The sequence below is a fragment of the Klebsiella sp. CN_Kp088 genome (assembly GCF_040064335.1).
GTDB classification, from domain to species: Bacteria; Pseudomonadota; Gammaproteobacteria; order Enterobacterales; family Enterobacteriaceae; genus Klebsiella; species Klebsiella aerogenes.
The window spans coordinates 1-18,044 of record NZ_JBEAIQ010000042.1; the positions used below are offsets into that span (position 1 = coordinate 1).

The window sequence follows — 18,044 nt, forward strand, 5'->3', positions numbered from 1 at the left end:
ACGTAAACGAAAGGCTCAGTCGGAAGACCGGGCCTTTTGTTTTTGTGTTTTGCGGTCAGACGCGCCGCCATCTTCCCCGGTGGCGCTGCGCTTACCGGGGCTACAAAAACCGTAGCCCGGAAAAGGTGCGCAGCACCGCCTCCGGGAAAGGCTCCTGCCTGCCGGCACCCTTCATTCACGCCCATGATGAGATGAACCCGGCCCCGAACCGATATTATTCAGGCAAGCCTTCCCTCGCCAGATACGGTAAACTAATACTGATTTTGCATCAGGAAGCCACTATGAACCTCTCCCTCAAACCCTGGAATACCTTTGGCATTAGCCATTCTGCCAAAGCAATTGTACTTGCTGAAAATGAACAACAGTTGCTGGCTGCCTGGCAAGCCGCCGCTGCAGAACACCAACCTTGTCTGATCCTTGGAGAAGGAAGCAACGTTCTGTTCCTGAAAGACTATTCCGGCACGGTGATCATCAACCGCATCATGGGGATCGAGGTAAGCGAAACGTCTGAAGCCTGGCGTTTGCACGTTGGCGCCGGTGAAAACTGGCATCAACTGGTGCAATTTGCGCTGGAAAATGGAATGCCTGGGCTGGAAAACCTGGCCTTAATTCCTGGCTGCGCGGGATCTTCGCCAATTCAAAATATTGGTGCCTATGGTGTCGAACTGCAGCGAGTATGTGAATACGTAGACTGTATCGAACTCGAGACGGGTCGCAAGCAGCGCCTTTCTGCCGCAGAGTGCCGTTTCGGCTATCGCGACAGTATTTTCAAACATGAATATCAGGATCGTTACGCGATAGTGGCTGTTGGGCTACGGCTGGAAAAAGCATGGCAGCCCGTCCTGACCTATGGTGATTTAACCCGCCTCGATCCGCAAACTGTTACCCCACGCCAGGTATTCGATGCCGTTTGTCACATGCGTATGACCAAGTTACCGGATCCTAAAGTGAATGGTAATGCCGGTAGCTTCTTTAAAAACCCGGTCGTCAGTGCTCAGGTTGCTCAGGCATTGCTGGCTGCATTCCCTGGCGCGCCGCATTATCCACAGGCTGACGGCAGCGTTAAACTGGCGGCCGGTTGGCTTATCGACCAGTGCCAGCTAAAAGGCAAAACGGTCGGTGGGGCTGCCGTTCACCGTCAGCAGGCGTTGGTGCTGATCAACGATAACCAGGCGACCAGCGATGATGTCGTAGGGTTAGCCCACTATGTCCGCCAGCAGGTTGGCGAGAAATTTAACGTTTGGCTCCAGCCTGAAGTGCGCTTCATCGCAGAGAACGGTGAAGTGAATGCGGAAGAGGTGATTGCATGAAAGACAATACCGTACCCCTGACGCTTATCTCTATTCTGGCGGATGGTGAGTTTCACTCTGGCGAACAACTCGGCGAACGCCTGGGGATGAGCCGCGCGGCAATTAACAAGCATATGCAGACGCTCCGCGACTGGGGTGTTGATGTGTTTACCGTACCAGGGAAGGGCTATAGCCTCCCTGAACCGATTGAATTGCTGGACGAGCAAAAGATTGCCGGCCAGATTGAACAAGGTCGCATTACCGTGCTGCCGGTGATTGATTCCACCAACCAGTATTTGCTGGATCGTCTGGATGAACTGAAGTCAGGTGATGCCTGTGTCGCTGAATATCAGCAGGCTGGTCGAGGTCGTCGCGGCCGTAAGTGGTTCTCACCGTTTGGGGCCAATCTTTATCTCTCCATGTACTGGCGTCTGGAACAAGGCCCTGCTGCTGCGATTGGTTTGAGCCTGGTGATCGGTATTGTGATTGCAGAAGTACTGCAGAGCCTGGGGGCGGATAACGTTCGGGTCAAATGGCCGAATGATATCTATCTGCAGGACCGCAAGTTGTCCGGTATCCTGGTAGAACTGACAGGCAAAACCGGTGATGCCGCGCAAATCGTCAGCGGCGCTGGTATCAACCTCGTGATGCGCCGCGTTGAGTCTGACATTGTCAATCAGGGGTGGATCAGCCTCCAGGAGGCGGGAGTCTTCATTGACCGTAACACCCTGACGGCGCGTCTGGTGAAAGCATTACGTACCGGTTTGCAACTATTCGAACAGGAAGGTTTAACACCTTACCTGCCACGCTGGGAAAAACTGGATAACTTTATTAATCGGCCGGTGAAGCTGATTATTGGTGATAAGGAAATATTTGGTATTTCTCGCGGAATTGATGCTCAAGGGGCATTATTACTCGAGCAGGATGGGGTAATTAAACCATGGGTGGGAGGCGAGATATCGCTGCGTAGCGCTGAATAAACAAAAGGGAGCTTGCGCTCCCTTTTTTATTTCCTTAGGCGAACTTGATCGACCGAATGATTTTCGCTTTTGGTCATAATCAAGCTTGCTCGCTCTCGGGTTGGTAATATATTTTCTTTTAAGTTCAGTAGGTTGATCTCATTCCATAATGAAGTGGCGATATTGACCGCTTCGTCTTTTGAGAGTTTTGCGTAATTATGGAAATAAGAATCCGGATCGGTAAAAGCGCCTTCACGGAATTTCAGGAAGCGGTTGATATACCAGTTTTTTAATAAGTCTTCCGGCGCATCGACATAAATAGAGAAGTCGACAAAGTCAGAGACAAATACATGATGCGGATCGTGCGGATAATCCATCCCGCTCTGCAGAACGTTCAAACCTTCCAGAATAAGAATATCCGGTTGAGCAACGGTTTTATCACCATCAGGAATAACATCATAAATGAGATGGGAATAGACCGGCGCGGTGGCATTTGGTACGCCAGATTTCAGGTCAGAAACAAACTTCACCAACCGATGCATATCATAGGACTGCGGGAAGCCCTTTTTCTTCATCAAGCCGCGTTCTTTTAACACCGAGTTAGGATGTAAGAAGCCATCGGTAGTTATCAGTTCAACATGACGATGTTCCGGCCAGCGGCTAAGCAGCGCCTGTAAAACACGCGCTGTAGTACTTTTACCAACCGCAACGCTACCTGCAATACTGATGATGTAAGGAATACGCTGGCCGTTGGTGCCAAGAAATTGCTCAAGCACCGCCTGGCGACGGAGGTTGGAACTGATATAGAAATTGAGCAAACGTGACAGCGGCAAATAGATCTCGGCGACTTCTTCCAGCGAAAGATCTTCGTTGATGCCTTTTAACCGCGCGATTTCTTCCTCTGTCAGCGTCATCGGAACGGAATCACGAAGTGCAGCCCATTGGTTGCGGTTAAATTGTAGATAGGGTGTCATTAACGTCTGCTCTTTTTTGCTCATAAGCATGTTCTTACTATCACCGAAAAAGAGGTAGCGGTGATGCTTCACACTAGTTAATCAGGACAATGGGCAGGAGGGTAACACCAGAATGCCGGGAATAATAAGAAAAAAACTCATCGAAGGGCGCTTTCTCATAGCAGCATCACAAGTGATGAATAAGTAGAAAGAGGGGAGAAAGCGAGTCTGCTATCTTTGCAGGTTAGCGATCGCACCTGCCACCAGGATTTGCAGGTGAAAAAACCGTCATTCTTATATCTGACAGGCGCAGCGAAACAAATTCTGCGTTGAGGAATGCGCTTTTTTTGCACTCCATTGTTTGAAATTACACCGTTTTTTCGCGTAAGAGCACAAAATGTGAGCAAGAGAACGTTTTATGCAAATTTTTAGTTGCATGAACTCGCAGGTCTCCCTAGAATGCGCGCTACTTGATGCCGACTTAGCTCAGTAGGTAGAGCAACTGACTTGTAATCAGTAGGTCACCAGTTCGATTCCGGTAGTCGGCACCATAACAATTTGGGTGGGGTTCCCGAGCGGCCAAAGGGAGCAGACTGTAAATCTGCCGTCATCGACTTCGAAGGTTCGAATCCTTCCCCCACCACCACTTTCGGGCGACGCTTTGCGTAGCCGGAGTTGGTTGGGTAAACTAATCAGCTCAACATTAAAGAGAGCAATCTCTTTTTTGTTACAGAAAGAACTGGGTAGCCGAGTTTCAGGATGCGGGCATCGTATAATGGCTATTACCTCAGCCTTCCAAGCTGATGATGCGGGTTCGATTCCCGCTGCCCGCTCCAGACGTGCTGATATGGCTCAGTTGGTAGAGCGCACCCTTGGTAAGGGTGAGGTCCCCAGTTCGACTCTGGGTATCAGCACCACTTCTTTATCTCTCCTTCCCTGTTTCTCTCTGTTTATTGCATTCAACAAGTCGGGCATGTTGCCTGGTTGATGTGGTGATATCACCGATTTATCCGTGTCTTAGAGGGACAATCGATGTCTAAAGAAAAGTTTGAACGTACAAAACCGCACGTTAACGTCGGTACTATCGGCCACGTTGACCATGGTAAAACAACGCTGACCGCTGCAATCACTACCGTACTGGCTAAAACCTACGGCGGTGCTGCTCGCGCATTCGATCAGATCGATAACGCGCCGGAAGAAAAAGCTCGTGGTATCACCATCAACACTTCCCACGTTGAATATGACACCCCGACTCGCCACTACGCGCACGTAGACTGCCCGGGCCACGCCGACTATGTTAAAAACATGATCACCGGTGCTGCTCAGATGGATGGCGCGATCCTGGTTGTTGCTGCGACTGACGGCCCGATGCCGCAGACTCGTGAGCACATCCTGCTGGGTCGTCAGGTAGGCGTTCCGTACATCATCGTGTTCCTGAACAAATGCGACATGGTTGATGACGAAGAGCTGCTGGAACTGGTTGAGATGGAAGTTCGTGAACTGCTGTCTCAGTACGATTTCCCGGGCGACGACACTCCGATCGTTCGTGGTTCTGCTCTGAAAGCGCTGGAAGGCGACGCAGAGTGGGAAGCGAAAATCATCGAACTGGCTGGCTTCCTGGATTCTTACATCCCAGAACCAGAGCGTGCGATTGACAAGCCGTTCCTGCTGCCGATCGAAGACGTATTCTCCATCTCCGGTCGTGGTACCGTTGTTACCGGTCGTGTAGAGCGCGGTATCATCAAAGTTGGTGAAGAAGTTGAAATCGTTGGTATCAAAGACACCGCGAAAACCACCTGTACTGGCGTTGAAATGTTCCGCAAACTGCTGGACGAAGGCCGTGCTGGTGAGAACGTAGGCGTTCTGCTGCGTGGTATCAAACGTGAAGAAATCGAACGTGGTCAGGTACTGGCTAAGCCGGGCAGCATCAAGCCGCACACCAAGTTCGAATCTGAAGTGTACATCCTGTCCAAAGACGAAGGCGGCCGTCATACTCCGTTCTTCAAAGGCTACCGTCCGCAGTTCTACTTCCGTACTACTGACGTGACTGGTACCATCGAACTGCCGGAAGGCGTAGAGATGGTAATGCCGGGCGACAACATCAAAATGGTTGTTACCCTGATCCACCCGATCGCGATGGACGATGGTCTGCGTTTCGCAATCCGTGAAGGCGGCCGTACCGTTGGCGCGGGCGTGGTTGCTAAAGTTCTCGGCTAATCGCTGATAACATTTGACGCAATGCGCAATAAAAGGGCATCATTTGATGCCCTTTTTGCACGCTTTCACACCAGAACCTGGCTCATCAGTGATTTTTTTTGTCATAATCATTGCTGAGACAGGCTCTGAAGAGGGCGTAAAGTCCGAAACGCAGCAGAGCATTTCGGTTTGGTCGCCTCGCATTTAATGCGGGGCGAAGATGTTTGTCTGAATTCTTGTGACAGGTTGGTTTATGAGTGCGAATACCGAAGCTCAAGGGAGCGGGCGCGGCCTGGAAGCGTTGAAGTGGGTTATCGTTGCCGTGCTGCTGATTGTAGCCATCGTAGGCAACTTCCTTTATCGCGACATTATGCTGGCGATCCGTGCGCTGGCTGTGGTGATTCTTATCGCTGCTGCCGGTGGCGTCGCTCTGTTAACGACAAAAGGTAAGGCGACAGTCGCTTTCGCCCGCGAAGCGAGAACCGAAGTCCGCAAAGTGATCTGGCCGACCCGCCAGGAAACGCTGCACACCACGCTGATTGTTGCTGCCGTAACTGCAGTAATGTCACTGATCCTGTGGGGACTGGATGGTATTCTGGTTCGCCTGGTATCCTTTATCACTGGCCTGAGGTTCTGAGATGTCTGAAGCTCCTAAAAAGCGCTGGTACGTCGTTCAGGCGTTTTCCGGTTTTGAAGGTCGCGTAGCTACTTCGCTGCGTGAACATATCAAATTACACAACATGGAAGAGTTGTTTGGCGAAGTCATGGTTCCAACCGAAGAAGTGGTTGAAATCCGTGGCGGCCAGCGTCGCAAAAGCGAACGCAAATTCTTCCCAGGCTACGTTCTGGTTCAGATGGTCATGAACGACGCGAGCTGGCACCTGGTGCGCAGCGTCCCGCGCGTGATGGGCTTCATCGGCGGTACTTCCGACCGTCCGGCGCCGATCAGCGACAAAGAAGTCGATGCCATCATGAACCGTCTGCAGCAGGTTGGCGATAAGCCGCGTCCGAAAACGCTGTTTGAGCCGGGCGAAATGGTTCGCGTCAACGATGGTCCGTTTGCTGACTTTAACGGCGTTGTTGAAGAAGTGGACTACGAGAAGTCTCGCCTGAAAGTTTCCGTTTCTATCTTCGGTCGTGCGACTCCGGTAGAACTGGACTTCGGCCAGGTTGAGAAGGCGTAAGCCGGCGATCAAAAAAACAGCGATTTAATCGTTGCATAGGGCGCGAAATTGGAATACAATTTCGCGCCTTTTGTTTTTATGGGCCTGGCCCGTAAAACGATGTTTAATCACGGGGAGCTTCTCTGAAGCGTTAATACCCAATTCGAGGATTTAAGAATGGCTAAGAAAGTACAAGCCTACGTCAAGCTGCAGGTTGCAGCTGGTATGGCAAACCCGAGTCCGCCGGTTGGTCCAGCACTGGGTCAGCAGGGCGTTAACATCATGGAATTCTGCAAAGCGTTCAACGCAAAAACCGAATCCATGGAAAAAGGTCTGCCAATCCCGGTTGTTATCACCGTTTACGCTGACCGTTCTTTCACTTTCGTTACCAAAACTCCGCCGGCAGCAGTTCTGCTGAAAAAAGCGGCTGGTATCAAGTCCGGCTCCGGTAAGCCGAACAAAGATAAAGTTGGTAAAATTTCCCGCGCTCAGCTGCAGGAAATCGCGCAGACCAAAGCTGCCGACATGACTGGTGCCGACATTGAAGCGATGACTCGCTCCATCGAAGGTACTGCACGTTCCATGGGCCTGGTAGTGGAGGACTAAGAAATGGCTAAACTGACCAAGCGCATGTCCGTGATTCGTGAGAAAGTTGATGCAACTAAACAGTATGACATCAACGAAGCCATCTCTCTGCTGAAAGAACTGGCGACCGCTAAGTTCGTTGAAAGCGTTGACGTTGCTGTAAACCTGGGCATCGATGCTCGTAAATCTGACCAGAACGTACGTGGTGCAACTGTACTGCCGCACGGTACTGGCCGTTCTGTTCGCGTTGCCGTATTTGCACAGGGCCCGAACGCTGAAGCTGCTAAAGCTGCAGGCGCCGAGCTGGTAGGTATGGAAGATCTGGCTGACCAGATCAAGAAAGGCGAAATGAACTTTGACGTTGTTATTGCTTCCCCGGATGCAATGCGCGTTGTTGGCCAGCTGGGCCAGGTTCTGGGCCCGCGCGGCCTGATGCCAAACCCGAAAGTTGGTACTGTAACTCCTAACGTTGCTGAAGCGGTTAAGAATGCTAAAGCAGGTCAGGTTCGTTATCGTAACGACAAAAACGGCATCATCCACACCACCATCGGTAAAGTGGACTTTGACGCTGACAAACTGAAAGAAAACCTGGAAGCTCTGCTGGTTGCGCTGAAAAAAGCAAAACCGACTCAGGCTAAAGGCGTGTACATCAAGAAAGTTAGCATCTCCACCACCATGGGTGCAGGTGTTGCAGTAGATCAGGCTGGCCTGAACGCTTCTGCAAACTAATGCCTTTACGTGGGCGGTGATTTTGTCTACAATCTTACCCCCACGTTTGCTAACGAAAGTTAGCGGCTAACAGATTTGTTCGTTGGAGCCTGGCCTATCCAGGCCTCCGTCGAAGACCGCAGGTGTTTCGTAAGAAACTTAATCCCCTGCGTAGACGGTGACAGAACGCTAAGATTATTTTTTGGATACTCTGGCTTGTTTCTGCTCACCGTATTAAGACGCTCTATTCGTTGAATAGAGTGAAGTGAGTTCCAGAGCATAAGCTCTGGCAAACATCCAGGAGCAAAGCTAATGGCTTTAAATCTTCAAGACAAACAAGCGATTGTTGCTGAAGTCAGCGAAGTAGCCAAAGGCGCGCTGTCTGCAGTAGTTGCGGATTCCCGTGGCGTAACTGTAGATAAAATGACTGAACTGCGTAAAGCAGGTCGTGAAGCTGGCGTTTACATGCGTGTTGTTCGTAACACCCTGCTGCGCCGCGTCGTTGAAGGTACTCCGTTCGAGTGCCTGAAAGACACGTTTGTTGGTCCGACCCTGATTGCATACTCTATGGAACACCCGGGCGCTGCTGCTCGTCTGTTCAAAGAGTTCGCGAAAGCGAATGCAAAATTTGAGGTCAAAGCCGCTGCCTTTGAAGGTGAGCTGATCCCGGCGTCGCAAATCGACCGCCTGGCAACTCTGCCGACCTACGAAGAAGCAATTGCACGCCTGATGGCAACCATGAAAGAAGCTTCGGCTGGCAAACTGGTTCGTACTCTGGCTGCTGTACGCGATGCGAAAGAAGCTGCTTAATCGCAGTTATCTTTGTAAAGCACTCGCTTACGTATAAACTTATTCTGATATTCAGGAACAATTTAAATGTCTATCACTAAAGATCAAATCATTGAAGCAGTATCCGCTATGTCCGTAATGGACGTTGTTGAGCTGATCTCTGCAATGGAAGAAAAATTCGGTGTTTCCGCTGCTGCTGCTGTAGCTGTAGCTGCTGGCCCGGCTGAAGCTGCTGAAGAAAAAACTGAATTCGACGTAATTCTGAAAGCTGCTGGCGCTAACAAAGTTGCTGTTATCAAAGCAGTACGTGGCGCGACTGGCCTGGGTCTGAAAGAAGCTAAAGACCTGGTAGAATCTGCACCGGCTGCACTGAAAGAAGGCATCAGCAAAGACGACGCTGAAGCTCTGAAAAAATCTCTGGAAGAAGCTGGCGCTGAAGTTGAAGTTAAATAAGCCAACCCTTCCGGTTGCAGCCTGAGAAATTAGGCTGAGGCTGGTGACTTTTTAGTCACCAGCCTTTTTGCGCTGTAAGGCGCCAGTAGCATTTCACACTGTTTGACTGCTGGTTTGCCTCACAATGCTTGTTTCTATCGACGACTTAATATACTGCGACAGGTTAGGGTTCCTGGGCTGTGTAAATCGCAATGAAATGGTTTAAGCGTGATAGCAACAGGCATTGCGGAAAGTGTTCCATTTTCCGGTCAACAAAATAGTGTTGCATAAAAAACTGCCCTTTCCGGGCAGATGGGTCGACTTGTCAGCGAGCTGAGGAACCCTATGGTTTACTCCTATACCGAGAAAAAACGTATTCGTAAGGATTTTGGTAAACGTCCACAAGTTCTGGATGTGCCTTATCTCCTTTCTATCCAGCTTGACTCGTTCCAGAAGTTTATCGAGCAAGATCCTGAAGGGCAGTATGGTCTGGAAGCAGCCTTCCGTTCCGTATTCCCGATTCAGAGCTACAGCGGTAATTCAGAGCTGCAGTACGTCAGCTACCGTCTGGGCGAACCTGTTTTTGATGTTAAAGAATGTCAGATCCGTGGCGTGACGTATTCCGCACCGCTGCGCGTAAAACTGCGTCTGGTGATCTACGAGCGCGAAGCGCCGGAAGGCACCGTTAAAGACATTAAAGAACAAGAAGTCTACATGGGCGAAATCCCGCTCATGACCGACAACGGTACCTTCGTTATCAACGGTACCGAGCGTGTTATCGTTTCTCAGCTGCACCGTAGCCCGGGCGTCTTCTTTGACAGTGACAAAGGTAAGACTCACTCTTCCGGTAAGGTCCTGTATAACGCACGTATCATCCCTTACCGTGGTTCCTGGCTGGACTTCGAATTCGACCCGAAAGACAACCTGTTCGTTCGTATCGACCGTCGTCGTAAACTGCCTGCAACCATCATTCTGCGCGCGCTGAATTACACCACTGAGCAGATCCTTGACCTGTTCTTCGAGAAAGTGGTCTTTGAAATTCGCGACAACAAGCTGCAGATGGAGCTGGTACCGGAGCGTCTGCGCGGTGAAACCGCCTCCTTCGATATCGAAGCCAACGGTAAAGTGTACGTTGAGAAAGGCCGTCGTATTACCGCGCGCCATATTCGCCAGCTGGAAAAAGACGATATCAAACATATCGAAGTTCCGGTTGAGTACATCGCGGGTAAAGTTGCTTCTAAAGACTACATCGACGAAGCGACCGGCGAACTGATCTGCCCGGCGAACATGGAGCTGAGCCTGGATCTGCTGGCTAAACTGAGCCAGTCCGGCCACAAGCGTATCGAAACGCTGTTCACCAACGATCTGGACCACGGTCCGTACATTTCTGAAACTGTACGCGTCGACCCGACCAACGATCGTCTGAGCGCGCTGGTAGAAATCTACCGCATGATGCGCCCGGGTGAGCCGCCGACTCGTGAAGCGGCTGAAAGCCTGTTTGAGAACCTGTTCTTCTCCGAAGACCGCTACGATCTGTCCGCGGTTGGTCGTATGAAGTTCAACCGTTCTCTGCTGCGCGACGAAATCGAAGGTTCCGGTATCCTGAGCAAAGACGACATCATCGAAGTGATGAAGAAGCTCATCGATATCCGTAACGGTAAAGGCGAAGTCGATGATATCGACCACCTCGGCAACCGTCGTATCCGTTCCGTTGGCGAAATGGCGGAAAACCAGTTCCGCGTTGGCCTGGTGCGTGTAGAGCGTGCGGTTAAAGAGCGTCTGTCTCTGGGCGATCTGGATACCCTGATGCCTCAGGATATGATCAACGCCAAGCCGATTTCCGCAGCAGTGAAAGAGTTCTTTGGTTCCAGCCAGCTGTCCCAGTTTATGGACCAGAACAACCCGCTGTCTGAGATTACGCACAAACGTCGTATCTCCGCACTCGGCCCAGGCGGTCTGACCCGTGAACGCGCAGGCTTCGAAGTTCGAGACGTACACCCGACTCACTACGGTCGCGTATGTCCAATCGAAACGCCTGAAGGTCCGAACATCGGTCTGATCAACTCCCTGTCCGTGTACGCACAGACTAACGAATACGGTTTCCTTGAGACCCCGTATCGTAAAGTGACCGACGGTGTTGTTACCGACGAAATTCATTACCTGTCTGCTATCGAAGAAGGTAACTACGTCATTGCTCAGGCGAACTCCAACCTGGATGACGAAGGCCACTTTGTTGAAGATCTGGTTACCTGCCGTAGTAAAGGCGAATCCAGCTTGTTCAGCCGCGACCAGGTTGACTACATGGACGTATCCACCCAGCAGGTGGTATCCGTCGGTGCGTCCCTGATCCCGTTCCTGGAACACGATGACGCCAACCGTGCATTGATGGGTGCGAACATGCAACGTCAGGCGGTTCCGACTCTGCGCGCTGATAAGCCGCTGGTTGGTACCGGTATGGAACGTGCTGTTGCCGTCGACTCCGGTGTTACTGCGGTGGCTAAACGTGGCGGTACCGTTCAGTACGTGGATGCTTCCCGTATCGTTATCAAAGTTAACGAAGACGAGATGTACCCGGGCGAAGCAGGTATCGACATCTATAACCTGACCAAGTACACCCGTTCTAACCAGAACACCTGCATCAACCAGATGCCTTGCGTGTCCCTGGGCGAACCAATTGAACGCGGCGACGTCCTGGCCGACGGCCCGTCCACCGATCTCGGTGAACTGGCGCTGGGTCAGAACATGCGCGTAGCGTTCATGCCGTGGAACGGCTACAACTTCGAAGACTCCATCCTCGTATCCGAGCGTGTTGTCCAGGAAGACCGTTTCACCACCATCCACATTCAGGAACTGGCGTGCGTGTCCCGTGACACCAAGCTGGGGCCGGAAGAGATCACCGCTGACATCCCGAACGTGGGTGAAGCTGCGCTCTCCAAACTGGATGAATCCGGTATCGTTTATATCGGTGCGGAAGTGACCGGCGGCGACATTCTGGTTGGTAAGGTAACGCCGAAAGGTGAAACCCAACTGACTCCGGAAGAGAAACTGCTGCGTGCGATCTTCGGTGAGAAAGCGTCTGACGTTAAAGATTCTTCTCTGCGCGTACCGAACGGTGTCTCTGGTACCGTTATCGACGTTCAGGTCTTTACCCGTGACGGCGTAGAAAAAGACAAGCGTGCGCTTGAAATCGAAGAGATGCAGCTGAAGCAGGCTAAAAAAGACCTGTCTGAAGAACTGCAGATCCTCGAAGCTGGTCTGTTCAGCCGTATTTACGCTGTGCTGGTTGCCGGTGGCGTTGAAGCTGACAAGCTCGACAAACTGCCTCGCGATCGCTGGCTGGAACTGGGCCTGACCGACGAAGAGAAACAAAATCAGCTGGAGCAATTGGCTGAGCAGTATGACGAACTGAAACACGAGTTCGAGAAAAAACTCGAAGCGAAACGCCGTAAAATCACCCAAGGCGACGATCTGGCACCGGGCGTGCTGAAGATTGTTAAGGTATACCTGGCCGTTAAACGCCGTATCCAGCCTGGTGATAAGATGGCAGGTCGTCACGGTAACAAGGGTGTTATCTCTAAGATCAACCCGATCGAAGATATGCCGCACGATGCTAACGGTACGCCGGTAGATATCGTACTGAACCCGCTGGGCGTACCGTCTCGTATGAACATCGGTCAGATCCTGGAAACTCACCTGGGTATGGCTGCGAAAGGCATCGGCGATAAGATCAACGCCATGCTGAAACAGCAGCAAGAAGTCGCGAAACTGCGCGAATTCATCCAGCGTGCTTACGATCTGGGCGCTGACGTTCGCCAGAAAGTTGACCTGAATACCTTCAGCGATGAAGAAGTTCTGCGTCTGGCTGAAAACCTGCGTAAAGGCATGCCGATCGCAACGCCGGTATTCGACGGTGCGAAAGAAGCTGAAATCAAAGAGCTGCTGCAGCTGGGCGATCTGCCGACTTCCGGTCAGATCACTCTGTTTGACGGCCGCACCGGTGAACAGTTCGAACGTCCGGTAACCGTAGGTTACATGTACATGCTGAAACTGAACCACCTGGTCGACGACAAAATGCACGCTCGTTCCACCGGTTCTTACAGCCTGGTTACTCAGCAGCCGCTGGGTGGTAAGGCGCAGTTCGGTGGTCAGCGCTTCGGTGAGATGGAAGTGTGGGCGCTGGAAGCATACGGCGCGGCCTACACCCTGCAGGAAATGCTCACCGTTAAGTCTGATGACGTGAACGGTCGTACCAAGATGTATAAAAACATCGTGGACGGCAACCACCAGATGGAACCGGGCATGCCGGAATCCTTCAACGTACTGTTGAAAGAAATCCGCTCGCTGGGCATCAACATCGAACTGGAAGACGAGTAACTCTCGCTCAAACAGGTCACTGGTGCCGGGGTAAAACCCGGCGCCAGATTGTGCTAACTCCGACGGGAGCAAATCCGTGAAAGACTTATTAAAGTTTCTGAAAGCGCAAACTAAAACCGAAGAGTTTGATGCGATCAAAATTGCTCTGGCATCGCCAGACATGATCCGTTCATGGTCTTTCGGTGAAGTTAAAAAGCCGGAAACCATTAACTACCGTACGTTCAAGCCAGAACGTGACGGTCTGTTCTGCGCTCGTATTTTCGGGCCAGTAAAAGACTATGAGTGCCTGTGCGGTAAGTACAAGCGCCTGAAACACCGTGGTGTTATCTGTGAGAAGTGCGGCGTTGAAGTGACCCAGACCAAAGTGCGTCGTGAGCGCATGGGCCACATCGAGCTGGCGTCTCCGACTGCCCACATCTGGTTCCTGAAGTCTCTGCCGTCCCGTATCGGTCTGCTGCTGGATATGCCGCTGCGTGATATCGAACGCGTACTGTACTTTGAATCTTATGTTGTTATCGAAGGAGGCATGACCAACCTCGAACGCAACCAGATTCTGACTGAAGAGCAGTACCTGGACGCGCTGGAAGAGTTCGGTGACGAATTCGACGCGAAGATGGGCGCCGAAGCTATTCAGGCCCTGCTGAAAAGCATGGACCTGGAGCAAGAGTGCGAGCAGCTGCGTGAAGAGCTGAACGAAACCAACTCCGAAACCAAGCGTAAAAAGCTGACCAAGCGCATTAAGCTGCTGGAAGCCTTCGTTCAGTCTGGCAACAAGCCGGAGTGGATGATCCTGACCGTTCTGCCGGTTCTGCCGCCAGATCTGCGTCCGCTGGTTCCGCTGGATGGTGGTCGTTTTGCGACTTCTGACCTGAACGATCTGTATCGTCGCGTCATTAACCGTAACAACCGTCTGAAACGTCTGCTGGATCTGGCTGCGCCGGACATCATCGTACGCAACGAAAAACGTATGCTGCAGGAAGCGGTCGACGCCCTGCTGGATAACGGTCGTCGCGGTCGTGCGATCACCGGTTCCAACAAACGTCCTCTGAAATCTTTGGCCGATATGATCAAAGGTAAACAGGGTCGTTTCCGTCAGAACCTGCTCGGTAAGCGTGTTGACTACTCCGGTCGTTCTGTAATCACCGTAGGTCCATACCTGCGTCTGCATCAGTGCGGTCTGCCGAAGAAAATGGCGCTGGAGCTGTTCAAACCGTTCATCTACGGCAAGCTGGAACTGCGTGGCCTGGCCACCACCATCAAAGCCGCTAAGAAAATGGTTGAGCGCGAAGAAGCCGTCGTTTGGGATATCCTGGACGAAGTTATCCGCGAACACCCGGTACTGCTGAACCGTGCGCCAACACTGCACCGTTTGGGTATCCAGGCGTTCGAACCGGTTCTGATCGAAGGTAAAGCTATTCAGCTGCACCCGCTGGTTTGTGCGGCATATAACGCCGACTTCGATGGTGACCAGATGGCTGTTCACGTACCGCTGACGCTGGAAGCCCAGCTGGAAGCGCGTGCGCTGATGATGTCTACCAACAACATCCTGTCCCCGGCGAACGGCGAACCAATCATCGTTCCGTCTCAGGACGTTGTACTGGGTCTGTACTACATGACCCGTGACTGTGTTAACGCCAAAGGCGAAGGCATGGTGCTGACTGGCCCGAAAGAAGCGGAGCGTATTTATCGCGCCGGTCTGGCCTCTCTGCATGCGCGCGTTAAAGTGCGTATCACCGAATACGAAAAAGACGACAATGGTGAATTCGTCGCGAAGACCAGCCTGAAAGACACGACCATCGGCCGTGCCATTCTGTGGATGATCGTGCCGAAAGGTCTGCCGTTCTCTATCGTGAACCAGGCGCTCGGTAAGAAAGCGATCTCCAAGATGCTGAACACCTGTTACCGTATTCTGGGTCTGAAACCGACCGTTATTTTTGCGGACCAGACGATGTACACCGGCTTTGCTTATGCAGCGCGTTCAGGTGCGTCCGTTGGTATTGATGACATGGTCATCCCGGAGAAAAAATACGAAATCATCAGCGAAGCGGAAGCTGAAGTTGCTGAGATTCAGGAACAGTTCCAGTCTGGTCTGGTCACCGCGGGCGAACGCTACAACAAAGTTATCGATATCTGGGCTGCGGCGAACGATCGTGTATCCAAAGCGATGATGGATAACCTGCAAACCGAAACCGTGATTAACCGTGACGGTCAGGAAGAGCAGCAGGTTTCCTTCAACAGCATCTACATGATGGCCGACTCCGGTGCGCGTGGTTCTGCGGCACAGATTCGTCAGCTGGCTGGTATGCGTGGTCTGATGGCGAAGCCGGATGGCTCCATCATCGAAACGCCGATCACCGCGAACTTCCGTGAAGGTCTGAACGTACTCCAGTACTTCATCTCCACCCACGGTGCTCGTAAAGGTCTGGCGGATACCGCACTGAAGACTGCGAACTCCGGTTACCTGACTCGTCGTCTGGTTGACGTTGCGCAGGACCTGGTTGTCACTGAAGACGACTGTGGCACCCTGGAAGGCATCACCATGACGCCGGTTATCGAAGGTGGCGACGTTAAAGAGCCGCTGCGCGATCGCGTATTGGGTCGTGTGACTGCTGAAGACGTTCTGAAGCCGGGTACCGCGGACATTCTGGTTCCACGCAACACGCTGCTGCACGAGCACTGGTGTGACCTGCTGGAAGAGAACTCCGTTGACTCCGTCAAAGTTCGTTCCGTTGTATCCTGTGACACCGACTTTGGTGTATGTGCGCACTGCTACGGTCGTGACCTGGCGCGTGGCCACCTCATCAACAAAGGTGAGGCTATCGGCGTTATCGCGGCACAGTCCATCGGTGAGCCGGGTACACAGCTGACGATGCGTACGTTCCACATCGGTGGTGCGGCATCTCGTGCGGCTGCTGAATCCAGCATCCAGGTGAAAAACAAAGGTAGCATCCGTCTGAGCAATGCGAAGTCGGTTGTGAACTCCAGCGGTAAACTGGTTATCACCTCGCGTAACACCGAACTGAAGCTGATCGACGAATTCGGTCGTACCAAAGAAAGCTATAAAGTGCCTTACGGCTCCGTTATGGCTAAAGGCGACGGCGAACAGGTTGCTGGCGGTGAAACCGTTGCAAACTGGGATCCGCATACCATGCCGGTTATCACCGAAGTGAGTGGTTTCGTCCGCTTCACTGACATGATCGACGGCCAGACCATTACTCGTCAGACCGACGAGCTGACCGGTCTGTCTTCGCTGGTGGTTCTGGATTCCGCGGAACGTACCTCCGGTGGTAAAGATCTGCGTCCGGCGCTGAAAATTGTTGATGCTCAGGGCAACGACGTTCTGATCCCAGGCACCGATATGCCTGCTCAGTACTTCCTGCCGGGTAAAGCGATTGTTCAGCTGGAAGATGGCGTACAGATCAGCTCTGGTGACACCCTGGCGCGTGTTCCGCAGGAATCTGGCGGTACCAAGGATATCACCGGTGGTCTGCCGCGCGTTGCGGACCTGTTCGAAGCACGTCGTCCGAAAGAGCCGGCAATCCTGGCTGAAATCAGCGGCATCATTTCCTTCGGTAAAGAAACCAAAGGGAAACGTCGTCTGGTTATCACCCCGGTAGACGGTAGCGAACCGTACGAAGAGATGATTCCGAAATGGCGTCAGCTGAACGTGTTCGAAGGTGAACGTGTAGAACGTGGTGACGTGGTTTCCGACGGTCCGGAAGCGCCGCACGACATTCTGCGTCTTCGTGGCGTACACGCGGTAACGCGTTACATCACCAACGAAGTGCAGGACGTTTATCGTCTGCAAGGCGTTAAGATTAACGATAAGCACATTGAAGTTATCGTTCGTCAGATGCTGCGTAAAGCGACCATCGAAAGTGCTGGTAGCTCCGACTTCCTCGAAGGTGAGCAGGTTGAATACTCCCGCGTTAAGATCGCTAACCGCGAGCTTGAAGCGAATGGCAAAGTTGCGGCAACCTATTCCCGCGACCTGCTGGGTATCACCAAAGCGTCTCTGGCAACCGAGTCCTTCATCTCCGCGGCATCGTTCCAGGAGACCACTCGCGTGCTGACCGAAGCAGCCGTTGCGGGCAAACGCGACGAACTGCGCGGTCTGAAAGAGAACGTCATCGTGGGTCGTCTGATCCCGGCAGGTACCGGTTATGCGTACCACCAGGATCGTATGCGCCGTCGCGCAGCGGGCGAACAGCCAGTTGCGCCGCAGGTGAGCGTAGAAGAAGCCTCTGCCAACCTGGCAGAACTGCTGAACGCAGGCCTGGGCGGTTCTGATAACGATTAATCGTTGATTCGTTAAGCGCTTAAAAGCCAGTCAGGTTTCCTGACTGGCTTTTTTATTACCTGTCGATTTATCTCACCTAAAATAAATTACATTTATTTAATGTAATTACCGCAATTAATTAGCAAATTAAACATGTCTGATAATTATCTATTTGCTATTTCTTTATGCCATCACTAATCGATGGATAAAAATTCTACATGTATCAAAAAATAGGCGCCGCAAACTCTATATAGTCAAAACACTCAAAGAATCATGTGATTACTTTTCCCCATCCTTTTCGGTTTACCGCAACTGAG

Annotated in this window: 12 protein-coding genes and 4 tRNA genes; 15 read left to right on the top strand and 1 reads right to left on the bottom strand. The window is 52.1% G+C overall.

The annotated features are described in order from the left end of the window. Positions 1–281 precede the first annotated feature (281 nt). Positions 282–1,310 carry a UDP-N-acetylmuramate dehydrogenase gene (gene murB, locus ABLV08_RS23530; RefSeq protein WP_032710039.1) on the top strand — a complete coding sequence of 343 codons (1,029 nt, stop codon included), beginning with the start codon at positions 282–284 and terminating at the stop codon, positions 1,308–1,310. Further along, complete coding sequence (gene birA / locus ABLV08_RS23535) at positions 1,307–2,269, top strand: bifunctional biotin--[acetyl-CoA-carboxylase] ligase/biotin operon repressor BirA (protein ID WP_015368831.1); 963 nt, start codon at positions 1,307–1,309, stop codon at positions 2,267–2,269. The genes murB and birA overlap by 4 nt, the downstream gene beginning before the upstream one ends. A 26-nt stretch (positions 2,270–2,295) precedes the next feature. Here birA and coaA read toward each other — a convergent pair whose 3' ends face one another. Beyond that, the gene (gene coaA / locus ABLV08_RS23540) at positions 2,296–3,246 is read right to left on the bottom strand and encodes a type I pantothenate kinase (RefSeq protein WP_026612434.1); all 951 of its coding nucleotides are present in this window, start codon (positions 3,244–3,246) and stop codon (positions 2,296–2,298) included. 430 nt (positions 3,247–3,676) lie between these two features. Here coaA and ABLV08_RS23545 point away from each other — a divergent pair. The 13 genes from ABLV08_RS23545 (at position 3,677) to rpoC (ending at position 17,748) form a co-directional block, all read left to right on the top strand. Continuing rightward, a tRNA-Thr gene (locus tag ABLV08_RS23545) sits at positions 3,677–3,752 on the top strand. 10 nt (positions 3,753–3,762) lie between these two features. Next, positions 3,763–3,847 (top strand) — tRNA-Tyr (locus ABLV08_RS23550). Positions 3,848–3,962: 115 nt separating this feature from the next. Beyond that, positions 3,963–4,037, top strand: a tRNA-Gly gene (locus tag ABLV08_RS23555). A gap of 5 nt (positions 4,038–4,042) precedes the next feature. After that, a tRNA-Thr gene (locus ABLV08_RS23560) sits at positions 4,043–4,118 on the top strand. 115 nt (positions 4,119–4,233) lie between these two features. Further along, positions 4,234–5,418 (top strand): elongation factor Tu, encoded by a 1,185-nt coding sequence (gene tuf, locus ABLV08_RS23565; protein WP_015368828.1) that lies wholly within the window; start codon positions 4,234–4,236, stop codon positions 5,416–5,418. 232 nt (positions 5,419–5,650) lie between these two features. Further along, a complete protein-coding gene (secE, locus tag ABLV08_RS23570; RefSeq protein WP_015368827.1) occupies positions 5,651–6,034 on the top strand; it encodes a preprotein translocase subunit SecE in 384 nt (127 codons plus the stop codon). A 1-nt stretch (position 6,035) separates the two neighbouring features. Continuing rightward, the gene (nusG, locus tag ABLV08_RS23575; protein ID WP_007665882.1) at positions 6,036–6,581 is read left to right on the top strand and encodes a transcription termination/antitermination protein NusG; all 546 of its coding nucleotides are present in this window, start codon (positions 6,036–6,038) and stop codon (positions 6,579–6,581) included. A 156-nt stretch (positions 6,582–6,737) separates the two neighbouring features. Further along, positions 6,738–7,166, top strand: coding sequence for a 50S ribosomal protein L11 (gene rplK / locus ABLV08_RS23580; RefSeq protein WP_008808007.1), 429 nt, complete (start codon positions 6,738–6,740; stop codon positions 7,164–7,166). Between the two features lie 3 nt (positions 7,167–7,169). Next, on the top strand, positions 7,170–7,874 hold the full coding sequence (gene rplA / locus ABLV08_RS23585; protein WP_015368826.1) for a 50S ribosomal protein L1: 705 nt from the start codon (positions 7,170–7,172) through the stop codon (positions 7,872–7,874). Positions 7,875–8,165: 291 nt separating this feature from the next. Then, a complete protein-coding gene (gene rplJ, locus ABLV08_RS23590; protein ID WP_004097644.1) occupies positions 8,166–8,663 on the top strand; it encodes a 50S ribosomal protein L10 in 498 nt (165 codons plus the stop codon). A gap of 66 nt (positions 8,664–8,729) precedes the next feature. Then, entirely contained in the window at positions 8,730–9,095 is a 366-nt protein-coding gene (gene rplL, locus ABLV08_RS23595) for a 50S ribosomal protein L7/L12 (protein WP_003033114.1), read from the top strand. A gap of 324 nt (positions 9,096–9,419) precedes the next feature. Beyond that, entirely contained in the window at positions 9,420–13,448 is a 4,029-nt protein-coding gene (gene rpoB, locus ABLV08_RS23600) for a DNA-directed RNA polymerase subunit beta (RefSeq protein ID WP_015704004.1), read from the top strand. Between the two features lie 76 nt (positions 13,449–13,524). After that, positions 13,525–17,748, top strand: a complete 4,224-nt coding sequence (gene rpoC / locus ABLV08_RS23605) for a DNA-directed RNA polymerase subunit beta' (RefSeq protein ID WP_348856314.1) — start codon at positions 13,525–13,527, stop codon at positions 17,746–17,748. The last annotated feature ends 296 nt before the right edge of the window (positions 17,749–18,044 follow it).